General features: G+C 37.1%; 15 protein-coding genes. 9 read left to right on the top strand and 6 right to left on the bottom strand.

Annotation, left to right across the window (positions count from 1 at the left end):
• The first annotated feature begins 8 nt into the window (after nt 1-8).
• On the top strand, nt 9-158 hold the full coding sequence (locus V4P56_RS05565; RefSeq protein WP_455482672.1) for a DUF1127 domain-containing protein: 150 nt from the start codon (nt 9-11) through the stop codon (nt 156-158).
• Nucleotides 159-433: 275 nt separating this feature from the next.
• Here V4P56_RS05565 and V4P56_RS05560 read toward each other — a convergent pair whose 3' ends face one another.
• Nucleotides 434-1,198, bottom strand: coding sequence for an SURF1 family protein (locus V4P56_RS05560; protein ID WP_455481914.1), 765 nt, complete (start codon nt 1,196-1,198; stop codon nt 434-436).
• Nucleotides 1,199-1,497: 299 nt separating this feature from the next.
• On the opposite strand from V4P56_RS05560, the gene rpmB reads away from it, so the two are divergent.
• Nucleotides 1,498-1,791, top strand: coding sequence for a 50S ribosomal protein L28 (gene rpmB / locus V4P56_RS05555; RefSeq protein WP_455481913.1), 294 nt, complete (start codon nt 1,498-1,500; stop codon nt 1,789-1,791).
• A 743-nt stretch (nt 1,792-2,534) separates the two neighbouring features.
• Here the strand turns inward: rpmB and cobT are convergent.
• From cobT to V4P56_RS05540, 3 genes are all read right to left on the bottom strand, one after another.
• Nucleotides 2,535-4,379 (bottom strand): cobaltochelatase subunit CobT, encoded by a 1,845-nt coding sequence (cobT, locus tag V4P56_RS05550; protein ID WP_455482671.1) that lies wholly within the window; start codon nt 4,377-4,379, stop codon nt 2,535-2,537.
• A 50-nt stretch (nt 4,380-4,429) separates the two neighbouring features.
• Nucleotides 4,430-5,416, bottom strand: a complete 987-nt coding sequence (cobS, locus tag V4P56_RS05545) for a cobaltochelatase subunit CobS (RefSeq protein ID WP_455481912.1) — start codon at nt 5,414-5,416, stop codon at nt 4,430-4,432.
• A 192-nt stretch (nt 5,417-5,608) separates the two neighbouring features.
• Complete coding sequence (locus tag V4P56_RS05540) at nt 5,609-6,226, bottom strand: DnaJ domain-containing protein (protein WP_455481911.1); 618 nt, start codon at nt 6,224-6,226, stop codon at nt 5,609-5,611.
• Nucleotides 6,227-6,347: 121 nt separating this feature from the next.
• On the opposite strand from V4P56_RS05540, the gene V4P56_RS05535 reads away from it, so the two are divergent.
• Entirely contained in the window at nt 6,348-6,626 is a 279-nt protein-coding gene (locus V4P56_RS05535) for a BolA family protein (protein WP_455481910.1), read from the top strand.
• A 16-nt stretch (nt 6,627-6,642) separates the two neighbouring features.
• On the opposite strand, the gene V4P56_RS05530 is transcribed toward V4P56_RS05535, so the two are convergent.
• Entirely contained in the window at nt 6,643-7,611 is a 969-nt protein-coding gene (locus V4P56_RS05530) for a tyrosine recombinase XerC (RefSeq protein WP_455481909.1), read from the bottom strand.
• Between the two features lie 2 nt (nt 7,612-7,613).
• Complete coding sequence (locus V4P56_RS05525) at nt 7,614-8,414, bottom strand: SapC family protein (protein ID WP_455481908.1); 801 nt, start codon at nt 8,412-8,414, stop codon at nt 7,614-7,616.
• Between the two features lie 143 nt (nt 8,415-8,557).
• Here V4P56_RS05525 and rimM point away from each other — a divergent pair, with 143 nt between their 5' ends.
• The 6 genes from rimM to sdhA all read left to right on the top strand — a co-directional run bounded on the left by rimM (nt 8,558) and on the right by sdhA (nt 13,662).
• Complete coding sequence (gene rimM, locus V4P56_RS05520; protein WP_455481907.1) at nt 8,558-9,139, top strand: ribosome maturation factor RimM; 582 nt, start codon at nt 8,558-8,560, stop codon at nt 9,137-9,139.
• An 18-nt stretch (nt 9,140-9,157) separates the two neighbouring features.
• Complete coding sequence (gene trmD / locus V4P56_RS05515) at nt 9,158-9,856, top strand: tRNA (guanosine(37)-N1)-methyltransferase TrmD (protein ID WP_455481906.1); 699 nt, start codon at nt 9,158-9,160, stop codon at nt 9,854-9,856.
• Between the two features lie 215 nt (nt 9,857-10,071).
• Nucleotides 10,072-10,512, top strand: a complete 441-nt coding sequence (rplS, locus tag V4P56_RS05510) for a 50S ribosomal protein L19 (protein WP_455481905.1) — start codon at nt 10,072-10,074, stop codon at nt 10,510-10,512.
• 493 nt (nt 10,513-11,005) lie between these two features.
• Nucleotides 11,006-11,407, top strand: a complete 402-nt coding sequence (gene sdhC, locus V4P56_RS05505) for a succinate dehydrogenase, cytochrome b556 subunit (protein WP_455482670.1) — start codon at nt 11,006-11,008, stop codon at nt 11,405-11,407.
• Between the two features lie 18 nt (nt 11,408-11,425).
• Nucleotides 11,426-11,812: a succinate dehydrogenase, hydrophobic membrane anchor protein gene (sdhD, locus tag V4P56_RS05500; RefSeq protein WP_455481904.1), complete on the top strand. Its 387-nt coding sequence runs from the start codon at nt 11,426-11,428 to the stop codon at nt 11,810-11,812.
• A 5-nt stretch (nt 11,813-11,817) separates the two neighbouring features.
• Nucleotides 11,818-13,662 carry a succinate dehydrogenase flavoprotein subunit gene (gene sdhA / locus V4P56_RS05495; protein WP_455481903.1) on the top strand — a complete coding sequence of 615 codons (1,845 nt, stop codon included), beginning with the start codon at nt 11,818-11,820 and terminating at the stop codon, nt 13,660-13,662.
• Nucleotides 13,663-13,665: the final 3 nt, after the last annotated feature.

The raw sequence follows: 13,665 nt of genomic DNA, 5'->3' as shown, positions 1-13,665 counted from the left end.
AGATATGAATATTCTGCATATTTTATATTAATTGGCGTCGTTATCGTCGAACAGTTAATGTATTGAGTCATCTTTCAACACGTGAGCTTAATGATGTTGGTATTAATCGTTGTGATATTGATTCGATTGCGCGAAATTATTTGCATAAATCTTTTTGATTTTTGATAAATGCTTTGTCGTATGTTTGATTATGGATCATTATTTTATATTTGATTGCGGGAAGGTTTTGTTCCAAGCTTGCAAAGTCTAGCTATGAGATAGAAAATGTTCGTATATCTTGATAATGGTTATTACTATTATTTTTGAAAATTAAGCTAAAAATATATAATATTTTCAATGTAATAATTTAATAAAATTTTATTATAAAATGCACGTTTTTAAAATAAAAATATTCGAGAAATTTATTTATGGTGGGATATTCTTTTGCGTCTTTTTAGTTTTTTTGTCGTAACAAAAAAAGAGAGGCACTCAGAACGCCAGCAGCTAAGATAAACCAGGTAATAGCATAGATAAGATGATTGTTTTGAAAGTGTATAACAGTTAGACCAGCAATAGGAAGGGGATCCTGTTTAGCTGTTTTTTTCCCGGCATCAATAAAATAAGGAGCAACAGTAGATAAGCCAAGTTTTTGTGCCATAGCGGGGAGATCTCGTGTATACCACAAATTGTTGTCAGGATTATTCTTGCGCGGAAAAAAACTATTTTTCTCACTCATTCGTAAAAGGCCTATGATTGTAGTTTGCTCTGTACTCGTAGCAAAATTTTGATTAGTTGCGTTGTTTATATGCAATTGTTCAGAGTCTTGAAAGTGATGGCGTGTATCCATAGGAATAAAACCACGATTCACAAAGATCAATGTATTATCTTCTGTTTGTAAAGGAGTCAAGACCCAATAACCACTAGTATTTTGAGCAATAGCATTGACGAGAATATTTTTACCTTGTAGAAATTTTCCCGTTATGATGACAGGGCGATACTCATCTTTATCGAAAGTAACATGTGCCCATTGATTTTTGGATGGTGCTTTAACAGGAGGTAAATGAACACGCTGGTTAGCGCTAGTAATCAGATTTGTTTTCCAGTTTAATCGCTGTATTTGCCACACACCTAACGCACTGAAGAGAAAGAAAAAACACAAGCATAAAATACTAAAAAGAAGCGAAGAAAAACTGATATGTTTGTATTTAGGTTCTTTCATAGGGTAATCTGCGACATGGAGTTATTTATTCTCCTTATGATTTAAAAGTTCTTTCTAACATAGTAGGTGTTAAAAATAAACATTTTGTATATTTTTGACCAAAAAAGAGAAGAGAATTAACTGGTCAAGGGCACAAAAGCTCTACAAAAGAAAAGACTTGACCTTTTGTTGTTGACATCTTATTAGAAATACAACTTCCCAATGGGGTTTGTTCAAAACGATGTTGTGTATCCTTTACGTTCATTCTGTTTTGCTGGGATTGGGGTTTAAGAATTTCTTAAAGTTTAAAGGTGAAGTTTATGTCTCGTGCCTGCGAATTGACAGGGAAAACAGTTCAGTATGGCAATAATGTTAGCCATGCAAACAATAAAACCCGTCGTCGTTTTTTACCAAATCTTTGTAATGTGACATTGATTTCGGAAGTATTGCAGCAAAGTTATCGTTTGCGTGTTTCAGCAAATGCTTTACGTTCTGTTGAGCACCGTGGTGGTCTTGATAGTTTTTTAGTCAAAGCTGATAACAAAGAATTGTCACAACGTGCGCGTTTATTAAAACGCCAAATTGTTAAAAAAAAGGCTGAACAAGCATCGTAATAACCAAAGATAAATTACGATGTTTGATCGTTTATTCTCATTTCAGAGAGTATCTTTTTTGCTTTGTTATTGTATTTCATTGATTCCATTACCAAAGTTTAAGAAGCATTTTCAGTGTATGGTCTTTTGTTAGCATAGCAAAAGGGAAAAGGTGTTTTTCTAGATTTGCTATGTATTTTTCTGTGACCATTTTTAATATTTTGGCTCAGTATTCTGTGTTGCTGATTTAAATGAATTTCTGATTACCTATCTGATTGCTTTTTTACACGATGATTTGATCGCTTGCTTTGATTCAGCGGCAGAATAGTATATTGTTTACACTGTTTTTTTATTCTTAAATGTTGATCACATTATGTTTTGTGATTACTTCTAGTTCAGCATTTTATTTTGATAACTTCTTGATATGATCATCTTTATTTAGTTGCGATGTAAAGTATGATAGAGGGCATATTAAATAGTAGCATTGGTCATTTTATTTTTGAATACGACTTTGTTTTTTGTTCCTGCTTTTCTGATTCTTTTACCTTTATCTGGTTATATTCATAGTTCACTTATAGGGAGTATTATTTTCCTTTCGGATTTTTTTGAAAAAGAAATATTTTATATCTAAGGATGTATTTGTGTGTAGCAATATTTTAGAGCCTTTGTTTGTGTGCAAGTGTTGTGAGGGCACAAACATGTTGGTATTAATATGCTTAAGCTTACTGATTTGAGTATTTATATTTTTAAATTCTATGTTTAAGCTAGGCTCTTTTATCACTAAAAAGTGTTGCCAATTGTTCTGTTATGGCGTTAGCTAATTCTTCAGCATTCATAATTGTTACAGCACGTTGATAATAACGTGTGACATCATGACCAATTCCAATGGCAATGAGTTCTATAGGTGAATGTGTTTGGATTTCTTGGATTACGGTACGTAAATGTTTTTCAAGATAATTGCTGCAATTTACGGATAGTGTTGAGTCGTCAACAGGTGCGCCATCAGAAATGACCATGAGAATGCGACGTTGTTCACGCCGTAATAAAAGGCGTTGATGAGCCCAAATAAGTGCTTCACCATCGATATTTTCTTTCAGCAGTCCTTCCTGCATCATTAAACCTAAATTGCGCCGAGCACGACGCCATGGTGTATCAGCATTTTTATAGATAATATGGCACAAATCGTTGAGGCGTCCTGGGTGATGTGGTTTGTTGTGATTTATCCATTCTTCGCGTGCTTTTCCACCTTTCCAAGCTTTGGTAGTAAAGCCTAAAATTTCAACTTTAATTCCACAACGTTCAAGCGTTTGTGCTAAAATATCTGCGCAGCTTGCTGCAACAGTAATTGGCCGCCCTCTCATTGATCCTGAATTATCAATAAGTAATGAAACAATTGTATCACGAAATTGGGTATTGCTTTCCATTTTAAAAGAGAGAGGTTGCATTGGATCAATAATAAGACGTGACAGTCGTGTTGTATCCAGATATCCTTCCTCAAGATCAAAATTCCAAGCACGATTTTGTTGTGCCATGAGGCGGCGTTGTAGGCGATTTGCTAAACGCCCAACAATGCTTTGAAGATGGTTAAGCTGTTGGTCAAGGTTACGACGTAAATGATCTAATTCACTTTCAGTGCAAAAATCGGTTGCTTCTAGAATTTCATCAAATTGACGGGTAAAAATTTTATAATCGCCCAATTCTTCTATTGAGCTTGAAATAGTAAGAAAGCGTTTGGATCTGCTTGGTTTTTCTTGGCAAGGTTTTTTTTGCTTTTTTTCGGTTTTTGCATCATCATTTAATTGAGCAGCTTGCGCTTTTTCTTTTTCTTGCGCATCATTTTTTTGTTCTATGGCTTTTTGTTTTTCACTTTGGGTATGTTTTTTATTTTTGCTTTTTTCTTCTTTTTTATTTTGTACTTTACTTTCATTTACCAATTTTTTTTTATTTATATTGTCGGTATTTTCCTCCAATTTAACTGCCATTTTGAGTGCAAAAAGTATTTGGCGGGTGATACGTGCAAAAGCATATTGGTTGTGAATATGGTGTGTGAGCTGATTAAGTTCTGCTGCAGCTTTTTGCTCGATTGAGTGACGCCATAATTCTAATATAGGTTTAGCTTCTTTTGGAGTGGGACGTTTTGTTATCTTTTCACGCAATAAAAGTGCAATCGCTTCTTGTATGGGGGCTTCACTTTGTGTGCTAATTTTTTGATAATGAGTTTTTTGATATTTATCAGCGAGCATTATATCAAGATTTTGTGCAATTCCTTCCATGGCTAAAATACCGATTGCTTCAACACGTGTTTGTTCAAGAGCATCAAAGACGGCGAGTGCTTCTGATTCTACTGGAGCAAAGTGCTTGTGGATACGATGATCATGCCATGCTTTGTGTAATGCTATAGAATCACCTAATCCACGGATAACAGCTATATCTTTATTCGTTGTGGGTTGTGGTAGTTCTGGTAAACGCACTGAATTTCCATTTAGTGATAGTCTGTTGTGACTAAAGGAGATTTCAAGGTCGTGTGTGCCAGCAATAGCGCGCATACAGGTAGAAATGGCTTTTTTAAAAGATTTAGTATCAAAGGTATTGGTAAGAGAGTTATCCATCAGATTTGGGTTGTTATCGCTGGCTTCTGTAGCTATGATTGACGTATCCTTCAAGGTAAAACACCATGAATGAGCGATTCGGGAAGCTCTTCTCCAAAAACACGTTGATAAAATTCTGTAACAATGGAGCGTTCAAGTTCATCACATTTATTAAGAAAAGTTAGTCGAAAGGCAAAGCCAACATTTTGAAAAATTGTGGTATTTTCTGCCCAAGTAATGACAGTACGTGGGCTCATGACAGTTGAAAGATCTCCATTAGTAAATGATTTGCGTATCATATTAGCAACATGCACCATTTTTGAAATTGTTTTTTTACCTTCAGTTGTTTGAAAGGGTTTGACCTTTGAACAAATGATGTCAACTTCTTTATCATGAGGTAAATAATTTAGTATTGTCACAATAGACCAGCGATCCATTTGAGCTTGGTTGATTTGTTGTGTACCATGATAGAGTCCTGTTGTATCGCCAAGTCCGATAGTATTAGCGGTTGCAAAAAGACGAAATGCTGGATGGGGGGTGATAACACGGCTTTGATCAAGCAAGCTGAGTTGCCCAGAGGCTTCAAGAACGCGTTGAATAACAAACATGACATCAGGTCGACCTGCATCATATTCATCAAAAACAAGGGCAATATTATTTTGATAAGCCCATGGCAAAATTCCCTCTTTAAATTCGGTAATTTGTAGCCCATCTTTCAAAACAATAGCATCTTTTCCAATTAAGTCGATACGGCTGACATGGCTGTCAAGATTAATTCGAATGCAAGGCCAGTTTAGGCGTGCAGCAATTTGTTCAATATGTGTTGATTTACCTGTACCGTGATAACCGGAAACCATAACACGGCGGTTAAATGTGAAGCCTGCTAAAATTGCTAAAGTTGTTTGCTGATCAAAAAGATAATTAGGATCTAAATCAGGAACATGAGGGGTTTTTATACTAAAAGCAGGTACTTTTATGTCTGTATCAATATTAAATAGATCACATGCGCAAAGTGTAATATCGGGTGTATTTTTGGTTATGAGTTTTGTTTTTGCCATTGTTATTCTGGAAGGAAGTGCGCTGTTTATTTTTATTCGTTGAAAAACGATACAAGAGTTAGAGTATTTATGCAATGATATATAAAAAAAGAGTCTTTAGTCTGACAGTGGTACTTTACCACATAATTTCATAGTATTTTACAAAAACGATTATAGTTTAAATAAGAACATTTCGTATAGAATGCACTTCCCTTAGCATAGGCCAGATTTTTTTAGTAAATTATAAGCATACAAAACATCGCGAAAGCGCTCTTCTGAAGATCGGTTACCACCATTGGAATCAGGATGATGTTTTTTGACCAGCTCTTTATATTTCATTTTGATATCTTTAGCAGAAGCATTTGCTTGTAATCCCAATGTATCAAAAGCTTTAGCTTCTAAAGGTTTTAATTTTCGTGAGAAAGTATTTTTTGAACGTTCGGTAAATAAAGTGAATGGTTCACGTATACGGTTTTGATAAGCAGCTGTTCCAGAGCGGATTTTAGCATAGTTTGTAGCTGTTTTTTTCGATATGCTATTACTAAGGTCGGTTGGCCATGTTGGGCGATGTCCCGTAAGGGCATCTTTTTGGAACTTTGCGATATCTTTGTCGCTAAGACCAGAGAAGTAATTAAAATTTTTATTATAAGTACGCACATGATCGATACAAAAATATAGATATTTTCCTTCATGATTTCGGCCTGCTGGTGCTTTATGTGTGCCTGCTTTTTCACAATCTTGCCATTGGCATTGCTGTGTTTGTGATTCGGCTCGTGCTTTTTTACCAGAGCTAATTCGGATTGAGTCAAATAATTTAGATGTTGTTGCCATATCTCTGGTTTATGCAAAATCAATCGATTTGACAAGAATTGACTTTTGAAAAATTTATTTTCATACTCATTTTGCCACAAAAAAGATTTGTTGCACTGTTTATTTTAAGAGGGAATAAAAAATGTCTACTTCTATTCAAACAATGATCAAGACGAGGCTCCAAGAAGCTTTTTGTCCACAAAAGCTTGAAGTAATTAATGAAAGCCACCTTCATGAAGGACATCCTCTTGATGAGCATGCTTTTAATGATAGAGGAGAAACACATTTTCGGGTAAAAATTCTATCTTCTTCCTTTTCAGGTATGACGCGAGTAGAGAGCCATCGGGCAATTTATAAAGCGTTACAGAAAGAGCTAGCAACATGTGTTCATGCTTTAATGCTTGAAGTTGAATCTCTTTAACATATTCTAAAGTTCTTTAGGTACGGGGATGTGCTTTTTGATAGATTGCTAATAAACGGTCTGTATCAACATGGGTGTAAGCTTGTGTAGTAGATAAACAGGCGTGTCCGAGAAGTTCTTGGATAGTGCGTAAATCTCCTCCACGTGATAGAAGATGAGTAGCAAAAGAATGGCGTAATGTATGAGGAGTGGTGGTTTCTGGCAAACCAAGATTAGCACGTAAATTTCGGATAGTGCGTTGAATAATGGCTGGTTGCAAAGTACCACCTCGAGCGCCACGAAACATTGGTTGATTATTTGCTAAGGAATGTGGGCAGCATTTGATATAATTTTGTACTGCTTCATAAACGACTTTGATAAGAGGGATAAGGCGTGTTTTTTTACCTTTTCCAGTTATAAATAAGCTTGTTTTTCCAGGATCAGAAAATTGTTCTGGTGTAAGTGCTAGAGCTTCAGATATCCGCATTCCACAGCCATAAAGGAGCGCTAAGACAGCAGCATCACGGGCAATAATCCAAGCTGCATTTTCCTGTTGGTTTTCTTGTTTGACTATATTAAGTGCTGATTTTACAGTCAAAGGTTTTGGTAGTGATTTTGGATGTTTTGGAGTTCTAACAAGTTTAGCAGCAGGAACATGGACGATTTCTTCACGGGATAAATAATTGAAAAAAGATCGTAAACCTGCCATTCCCCTACTTAAAGAGCGAGTACTTATATTGTTTGTGCGGCGATAAGATAGATAAGCACGAAAGTCAGTCACACGCAAATTGGCAAGATCATCGAAGGTTGGTTTATGTCCGAGATGTGTACAGAGAAAAAATAAAAACTGCCGTGTATCACGTTCATAAGCTTGTGTTGTTTTTATAGCCATGCGACGTGTTCGTATAAGATTATCCAGCCAATTTTTTCTTGCAGTTAAGACAGTGTAGTCTGCTGGAATAAGAAAGATATTTTTATCTTTTCTACTATCATCTTTTTTGGACATTTTTAATTTATGGTCTCTTTCTTTTGAGGTTGCTTTTCATCATTGATTATTTGATCATTAGTTATTTGCTTCTCACTTTTCAAAGAGAGTATTTTTGAAAGATTGTTTATTGACATAAGATGTGCAAAAACCCATCCTAAAAAGCCATTTTTATGCAATTTAGCGAGTTGGTGAGCGGATAGTTTATTTAGTTTTTCTTCATCAACGAGCCAGAAATGTTCTAATTGTGCCGAGAGACCTTTGTCATTTTTGACATTAATTGACTTTTGGCTTAAAAGATCCATATCCACAAGGGCATCAATAAATTCGGCAGTTTTCTCCATAGCAATTTTAAAGCCTTCAAGAAAATGAATACGTTCTTCTGTAAAAGGTGAAATAGATCCATCTGAATTGAAGAGTTCTATTCCTGCAACCTCATTAAACATACCTGATTGCTGATCAAAGCACACAGAAAGTTCTTTCTCATTATGAAGTTGTGCAAAAACAAAAGGATAGCGACGGACAAAAGCAGGAATATAAGTATTCCGTTTCCAATTTTTATCAGAGGTGATGTAATCATTTTCATCGTTAGAAAGACCTACAAGAGCAACAGATGTATAGTGCTTTTTCTTTTGTTCGTCTTCTGCACACATAAATAAAATTGGATAGTCTAGAGCGGCTTGAAAATATTCGCTGCTTGCTAAAGGAACCCAGTGGGTGTCTTTGGCAAAAGACATATCACTTGGAGGAGAGAATTTTAGGTTTTTATGAGTCACTTTGTTAATTGGGGTAATGTCTTTATAAAAGAGCATAATATTTGCCATAGGGCTTCTCCTTTTTTATTAATTTATTTTTTACCAAAAAAATCTTTTCGAAAAATTTATGATATGGCAACAAGATTTAATAGGAAATTATGAGACTTAAGGTTTTTTTTCAAGGGTTTGTTTTTAAAAGGTGATATCTCTACATGGAACATAATAGAAAAAATCTTAAAAATAAAGTCTATCTTGCTATTATTAGTTCAGCTCATGGCATAAAGGGGGATGTTGTGGTTAAGGTTTTAAGTGCCAAACCACAACGTTTAAAGGTTTATGGTATCCTTTATGATGACATGGGGCGTTCTTATGAGATCGTAACTCTTCGTGTGCAAAAGAGTAATGCGATTGTGCATTTTAAAGGGGTTGAAGAGCGCAGTGTTGCAGAGACCTTAAAGGGAACTCGTCTTTATATTACACGTGATCAATTAGTTAATGATTTGGCTGAAGGTGAGTTTTATCAAATAGATTTAATTGGGCTGCGTGTCCAAGATTATGGAGGTAAAATCTTAGGTGAGGTAAGTGGTTTTTTTAATTTTGGTGCTGGTGATTTGCTTGAAATACGTTTAAGCACAAGCAAAACTGCACTCATTCCGTTTAGTAAAGCAGCAGTACCAGAAATTTATGTTACTTCTGGTTTTCTTGTTGTTGATCCCTTGGCAGCAGGTTTAAATCATACGTGCAATGAGGAAAAGAGTGATAAAAGGAGAGAAGAACCTAAACTTAAAAAATGAAAATGAAGGAATGCAAGAATGAGATTTCAAGCACGTGTGTTAACACTTTATCCTGAAATTTTTCCTGGATTTTTGGGATATTCCTTAGCAGGGCAAGCTTTAGAGCGGGGGATATGGTCTTTGGATACAGTACAGATTAGAGATTTCGCTTTAGATAAACATCACAGTGTTGATGATACACCGGCTGGTGGGGGTGCTGGTATGGTAATGCGGGCAGATGTGTTAGCGGCTGCGCTTGATAATTTTCCACATGACTTACCAAGGTTGTTGATGAGCCCGCGAGGGCGACCTTTTAATCAAGCTTATGCACGTTCTTTGGCGTCTGGTTCAGGAGTGACACTGGTTTGTGGGCGTTTTGAAGGGATAGATGAACGGGTAATAGAAGCACGAGAACTAGAAGAAGTATCTATTGGAGATTATATTCTTTCAGGTGGAGAAGCGGCTGCGTTGGTTCTTTTAGATGCTGTTGTGCGTCTTTTACCAGGGGTTATGGGCAATAAGGTTTCTGGGGAGTGTGAAAGTTTTGAGAATAATTTGCTTGAGTATCCTCAGTATACACGTCCTTCTGTTTTTGAGGGGCGTAGTATTCCATCAGTGTTAACATCAGGGCATCACAAAGCTATTGCTGATTGGCGTCAACAGCAAGCTGAATTATTAACACGTCAACGTCGTCCTGATCTTTATGCCCTTTATAATAAAAATCATCGGAAAACTTGATTCATTTAACGAGATGGTGTATCGCATAACACACTTTATTAGAAAATTATTCCTAATATATGAGCTTTCTGTGGATCCAAAATTAAGGAATGGTATATTCGCTCCTGTGTTAAAGCATGGCTTGAAGAACTTCTTTTTTTCTATGTGTGAAAAAGCTTTTTTCGGCAAGAGTTGAGCGCTCTGACTATTTAATAAAAACATAAAGGATAAAAGAAATGAATATTATCGCGCAGCTTGAAGCTGAACAATGCGCAAAAATTGAAGAAAAACGTAAATTACCTGCATTTCAAGCAGGAGATACAGTACGTGTCATGGTACGCGTAACGGAAGGTACACGGACACGTATTCAGGCTTATGAAGGAATTTGTATTGCGCGTTCAGGGGGCAGCGTGAATGAAACTTTTACAGTTCGCAAAATTTCTTATGGTGAAGGTGTTGAACGTGTGTTTCCAGTTTATTCTCCTTTGATCGAAGGTGTTGAGCTTGTACGCCGAGGTAAAGTTCGTCGTGCGAAGCTCTATTATCTTCGTGGTTTAAGGGGTAAAGCTGCACGTATCGCTGAAAAGAGAGATCATCGAAAAAAAGGTGTAAAGATTGCTGAAGGAGTAAAGGTAGCCGCTGTTACAGTAGATGCTGAAGAACAAACCACTGAATGAGTGTTATCGTAGTGAGAGTTTATGAAAAAGCGGCTTTTATGCCGTTTTTTTATGCTGTTAGTGATTCGTATTTGTGGCTAAAGAAGTAATTTTAATATTAAAAAATGTTGAAGTTATTAAGGATGATAGAAACGAATGCGTACTATTTTTTTCGCGATAACTGGCGTGAAAGATATCATGGGGTATGTTGTTGATGTTTGGAAATAGAGCTGAATGTGCTTGAAAAAATGCGTATTTATATTGTAGGAAATGTTGTTAGACCTTTGACGTGAAGATAAAATTGTACTAAATTAGGGCAGATTTTATGACTTATGTCTGTAAAAACAATCGGTTTTTTTTATGCGCGACCTTTAATCCGTTATTTGAGACAACCGACCTGTAATATTAGTATTTTTAAATGCTAGATAAGTAGAAACGGTGATATATTTTGTCGTTTTTTGCGAGTCTTTTTGTTCATAATGCGGTTGCAGTGAAAATCAGGTCAGGATATTTTATGACAGAGACAACTAGGATAAAGGAGCGCCCTCGTTCCCCCCATGTGAGTATTTATCGTTGGTCGATTACTATGGCGATGTCAATCGCACATCGCATTACCGGTATAGCGCTTTATTTCGGAATGGTTTTCTTCGCGATTTGGTTAATTTCAGTTGCTAGTGGAGCTGAGGCATTTAGAACAGTTAATGAGATTTATAGTTCCGTGGTTGGGCTTTGTATTTTGTTTCTTTATACACTTGCTGGGGTTCATCACATGGTTGGTGGTATTCGCCACATTGTTTGGGATATGAAGCCTTGTCTTTTGGCTAAAGAAAAAGCAACATTAACTGCTTGGGCAACAGTTTTTATTTCTCTTACTGTAACTCTTACGATTTGGATTATTGGATATAGCATTGTCTAGCTAAGGGTGGAGAAGACTATGAAAAAAGATTTTCGAACAGAGCTTGGGAAAGTACGTGGGCTTGGATCTGCGCATGAAGGAACAGAGCATTTTTGGTTACAACGTCTGACAGGCTTTATTAATCTGCCACTTTTGGTATTTTTTATCGTTCTTATGCTTTCGCTTGTTGGAAAGGATTATAGTATTGTGCGGGCACGGCTTTCACATCCTGTCGTTACTGTTTTGATGGGATTGCTGATGGTTTCGGTTGTTTATCATATGAAGCTTGGAATGCAGGTTGTTATTGAAGATTATATTCATCATGAGGGAATGCGGATATTGTTTTTAGCATTGAATATTTTGTTTTGCTTTGTTTTGGGTGGTGTAATCATTTTTGCTCTTTTAAAAATTGCATTAGGGGTTTGAATGATATGGTGAGTACAGAATTATCTCTGGGCGCTCGAGTAGGCAACGTACCTTATCGCTATGTAGATCACAAATTTGATGTTGTTGTTGTTGGAGCAGGTGGTGCTGGTTTGCGTGCAACACTTGGTATGGCTGAGCAAGGATTAAGAACAGCGTGTGTTACAAAAGTTTTTCCAACTCGGTCACACACGGTTGCAGCACAAGGTGGTATTGCAGCGTCGCTTTCAAATATGGGACCTGATAATTGGCAGTGGCATTTGTACGATACAGTAAAGGGATCTGATTGGTTGGGTGATACCGATGCAATGGAATATTTAGTGCGTAACGCACCTGCTGCGGTATACGAATTAGAACATTATGGGGTTCCTTTTTCGCGTACACAGGAAGGAAAAATTTATCAACGGCCTTTTGGGGGGCATACAACAGAGTTTGGAGAAGGACCACCAGTTCAACGTACTTGCGCAGCAGCAGATCGTACTGGGCATGCAATTTTGCATACGCTTTATGGACAGAGTTTAAAGCATAATGCACAGTTTTTTATTGAATATTTTGCACTTGATTTGATTATGACTGATGGCGTGTGTACGGGTGTTGTGGCGTGGAATCTAGATGATGGGACGATACACCGTTTTGCTGCCAAGATGGTTGTTCTTGCAACTGGTGGGTATGGACGTGCTTATTTTTCTGCAACATCTGCTCATACATGTACAGGTGATGGTGGTGGAATGATCGGGCGTGTTGGATTACCGCTTCAAGATATGGAATTTGTTCAATTTCATCCTACAGGTATTTATGGTTCTGGTTGCTTAATCACAGAAGGAGCACGTGGTGAAGGAGGTTATTTGGTTAATTCTGAAGGGGAACGCTTTATGGAGCGTTATGCTCCTTCCTTTAAAGATTTGGCTTCGCGTGATCTAGTTTCTCGTTGTATAACGCTTGAAATTCGTGAAGGACGCGGTGTTGGTCCGAGGAAAGATCACATTCATTTGGTTCTCAACCATATTGATCCTGCTATATTGCATGAGCGTTTGCCGGGAATTTCTGAATCAGCAAAGATTTTTGCAGGTGTTGATGTGACAAAAGAACCTATCCCTATCCTACCAACGGTTCATTACAATATGGGTGGTATTCCTACCAATTACTATGGGGAAGTTTTAAATCCAACAGCTGATTCACCTGATCGCGTTCAGCCAGGATTAATGGCAGTAGGTGAGGCAGGATGTGCTTCTGTTCATGGTGCTAATCGTTTGGGTTCAAATTCATTGATTGATCTCGTTGTATTTGGGCGTGCAGCTGCAATTCGGGCAGGCGAAGTGGTTGATCGCGATGCAGAAATTCCATCTATTAATGAGGCAGCTGTTGACGAAATTATGGCACGTTTTGATCGTTTGCGTTTTGCTAAAGGGGAGGTGCCAACGGCTGTATTGCGTGAAAAAATGCAACGTACTATGCAGGAAGATGCTGCTGTATTTCGTACAGCAGATTCTTTACAACAAGGATGTCAGCGGATGAGCAAAATTTGGGGTGAACTTTCTGATCTCAAGGTTACAGATCGTTCGTTGATATGGAATTCTGATTTAGTTGAAACATTAGAGCTTGAAAATTTGATGATTAATGCAGTCATGACTGTTTATTCTGCAGAAGCACGTTTAGAAAGTCGTGGAGCTCATGCACGTGAAGATTATCCAGAACGTGATGATAAAAATTGGCGTCGTCATACGCTTTCATATTTATCAAAAGATGGTAAAGTAACGCTATCGTATAGACCTGTTCATGTCGATCCATTAACGTCTGAAGCAGAAGGTGGTATTGACTTAAAGCGTATTGCACCTAAAAAACGTGTTTATTAAGGG

It is taken from the genome of Bartonella sp. B35(2025) (genome assembly GCF_053794465.1).
The sequence above is the reverse complement of the archived record's forward strand: the minus strand, read 5'-3'. Positions and strand labels throughout refer to the sequence as shown.

Excerpts from the sequence above, each read along its gene's own strand:
- V4P56_RS05525 (WP_455481908.1), bottom strand. The coding sequence starts at position 8,414 with ATGGCAAATATTATGCTCTTTTATAAAGACATTACCCCAATTAACAAA.
- V4P56_RS05530 (WP_455481909.1), bottom strand. The coding sequence starts at position 7,611 with ATGTCCAAAAAAGATGATAGTAGAAAAGATAAAAATATCTTTCTTATT.
- sdhD (WP_455481904.1), top strand. The coding sequence starts at position 11,426 with ATGAAAAAAGATTTTCGAACAGAGCTTGGGAAAGTACGTGGGCTTGGA.
- V4P56_RS05540 (WP_455481911.1), bottom strand. The coding sequence starts at position 6,226 with ATGGCAACAACATCTAAATTATTTGACTCAATCCGAATTAGCTCTGGT.
- sdhA (WP_455481903.1), top strand. The coding sequence starts at position 11,818 with ATGGTGAGTACAGAATTATCTCTGGGCGCTCGAGTAGGCAACGTACCT.
- rimM (WP_455481907.1), top strand. The coding sequence starts at position 8,558 with ATGGAACATAATAGAAAAAATCTTAAAAATAAAGTCTATCTTGCTATT.
- V4P56_RS05535 (WP_455481910.1), top strand. The coding sequence starts at position 6,348 with ATGTCTACTTCTATTCAAACAATGATCAAGACGAGGCTCCAAGAAGCT.
- rplS (WP_455481905.1), top strand. The coding sequence starts at position 10,072 with ATGAATATTATCGCGCAGCTTGAAGCTGAACAATGCGCAAAAATTGAA.
- rpmB (WP_455481913.1), top strand. The coding sequence starts at position 1,498 with ATGTCTCGTGCCTGCGAATTGACAGGGAAAACAGTTCAGTATGGCAAT.
- V4P56_RS05560 (WP_455481914.1), bottom strand. The coding sequence starts at position 1,198 with ATGAAAGAACCTAAATACAAACATATCAGTTTTTCTTCGCTTCTTTTT.
- sdhC (WP_455482670.1), top strand. The coding sequence starts at position 11,006 with ATGACAGAGACAACTAGGATAAAGGAGCGCCCTCGTTCCCCCCATGTG.
- trmD (WP_455481906.1), top strand. The coding sequence starts at position 9,158 with ATGAGATTTCAAGCACGTGTGTTAACACTTTATCCTGAAATTTTTCCT.
- cobT (WP_455482671.1), bottom strand. The coding sequence starts at position 4,379 with ATGGATAACTCTCTTACCAATACCTTTGATACTAAATCTTTTAAAAAA.
- cobS (WP_455481912.1), bottom strand. The coding sequence starts at position 5,416 with ATGGCAAAAACAAAACTCATAACCAAAAATACACCCGATATTACACTT.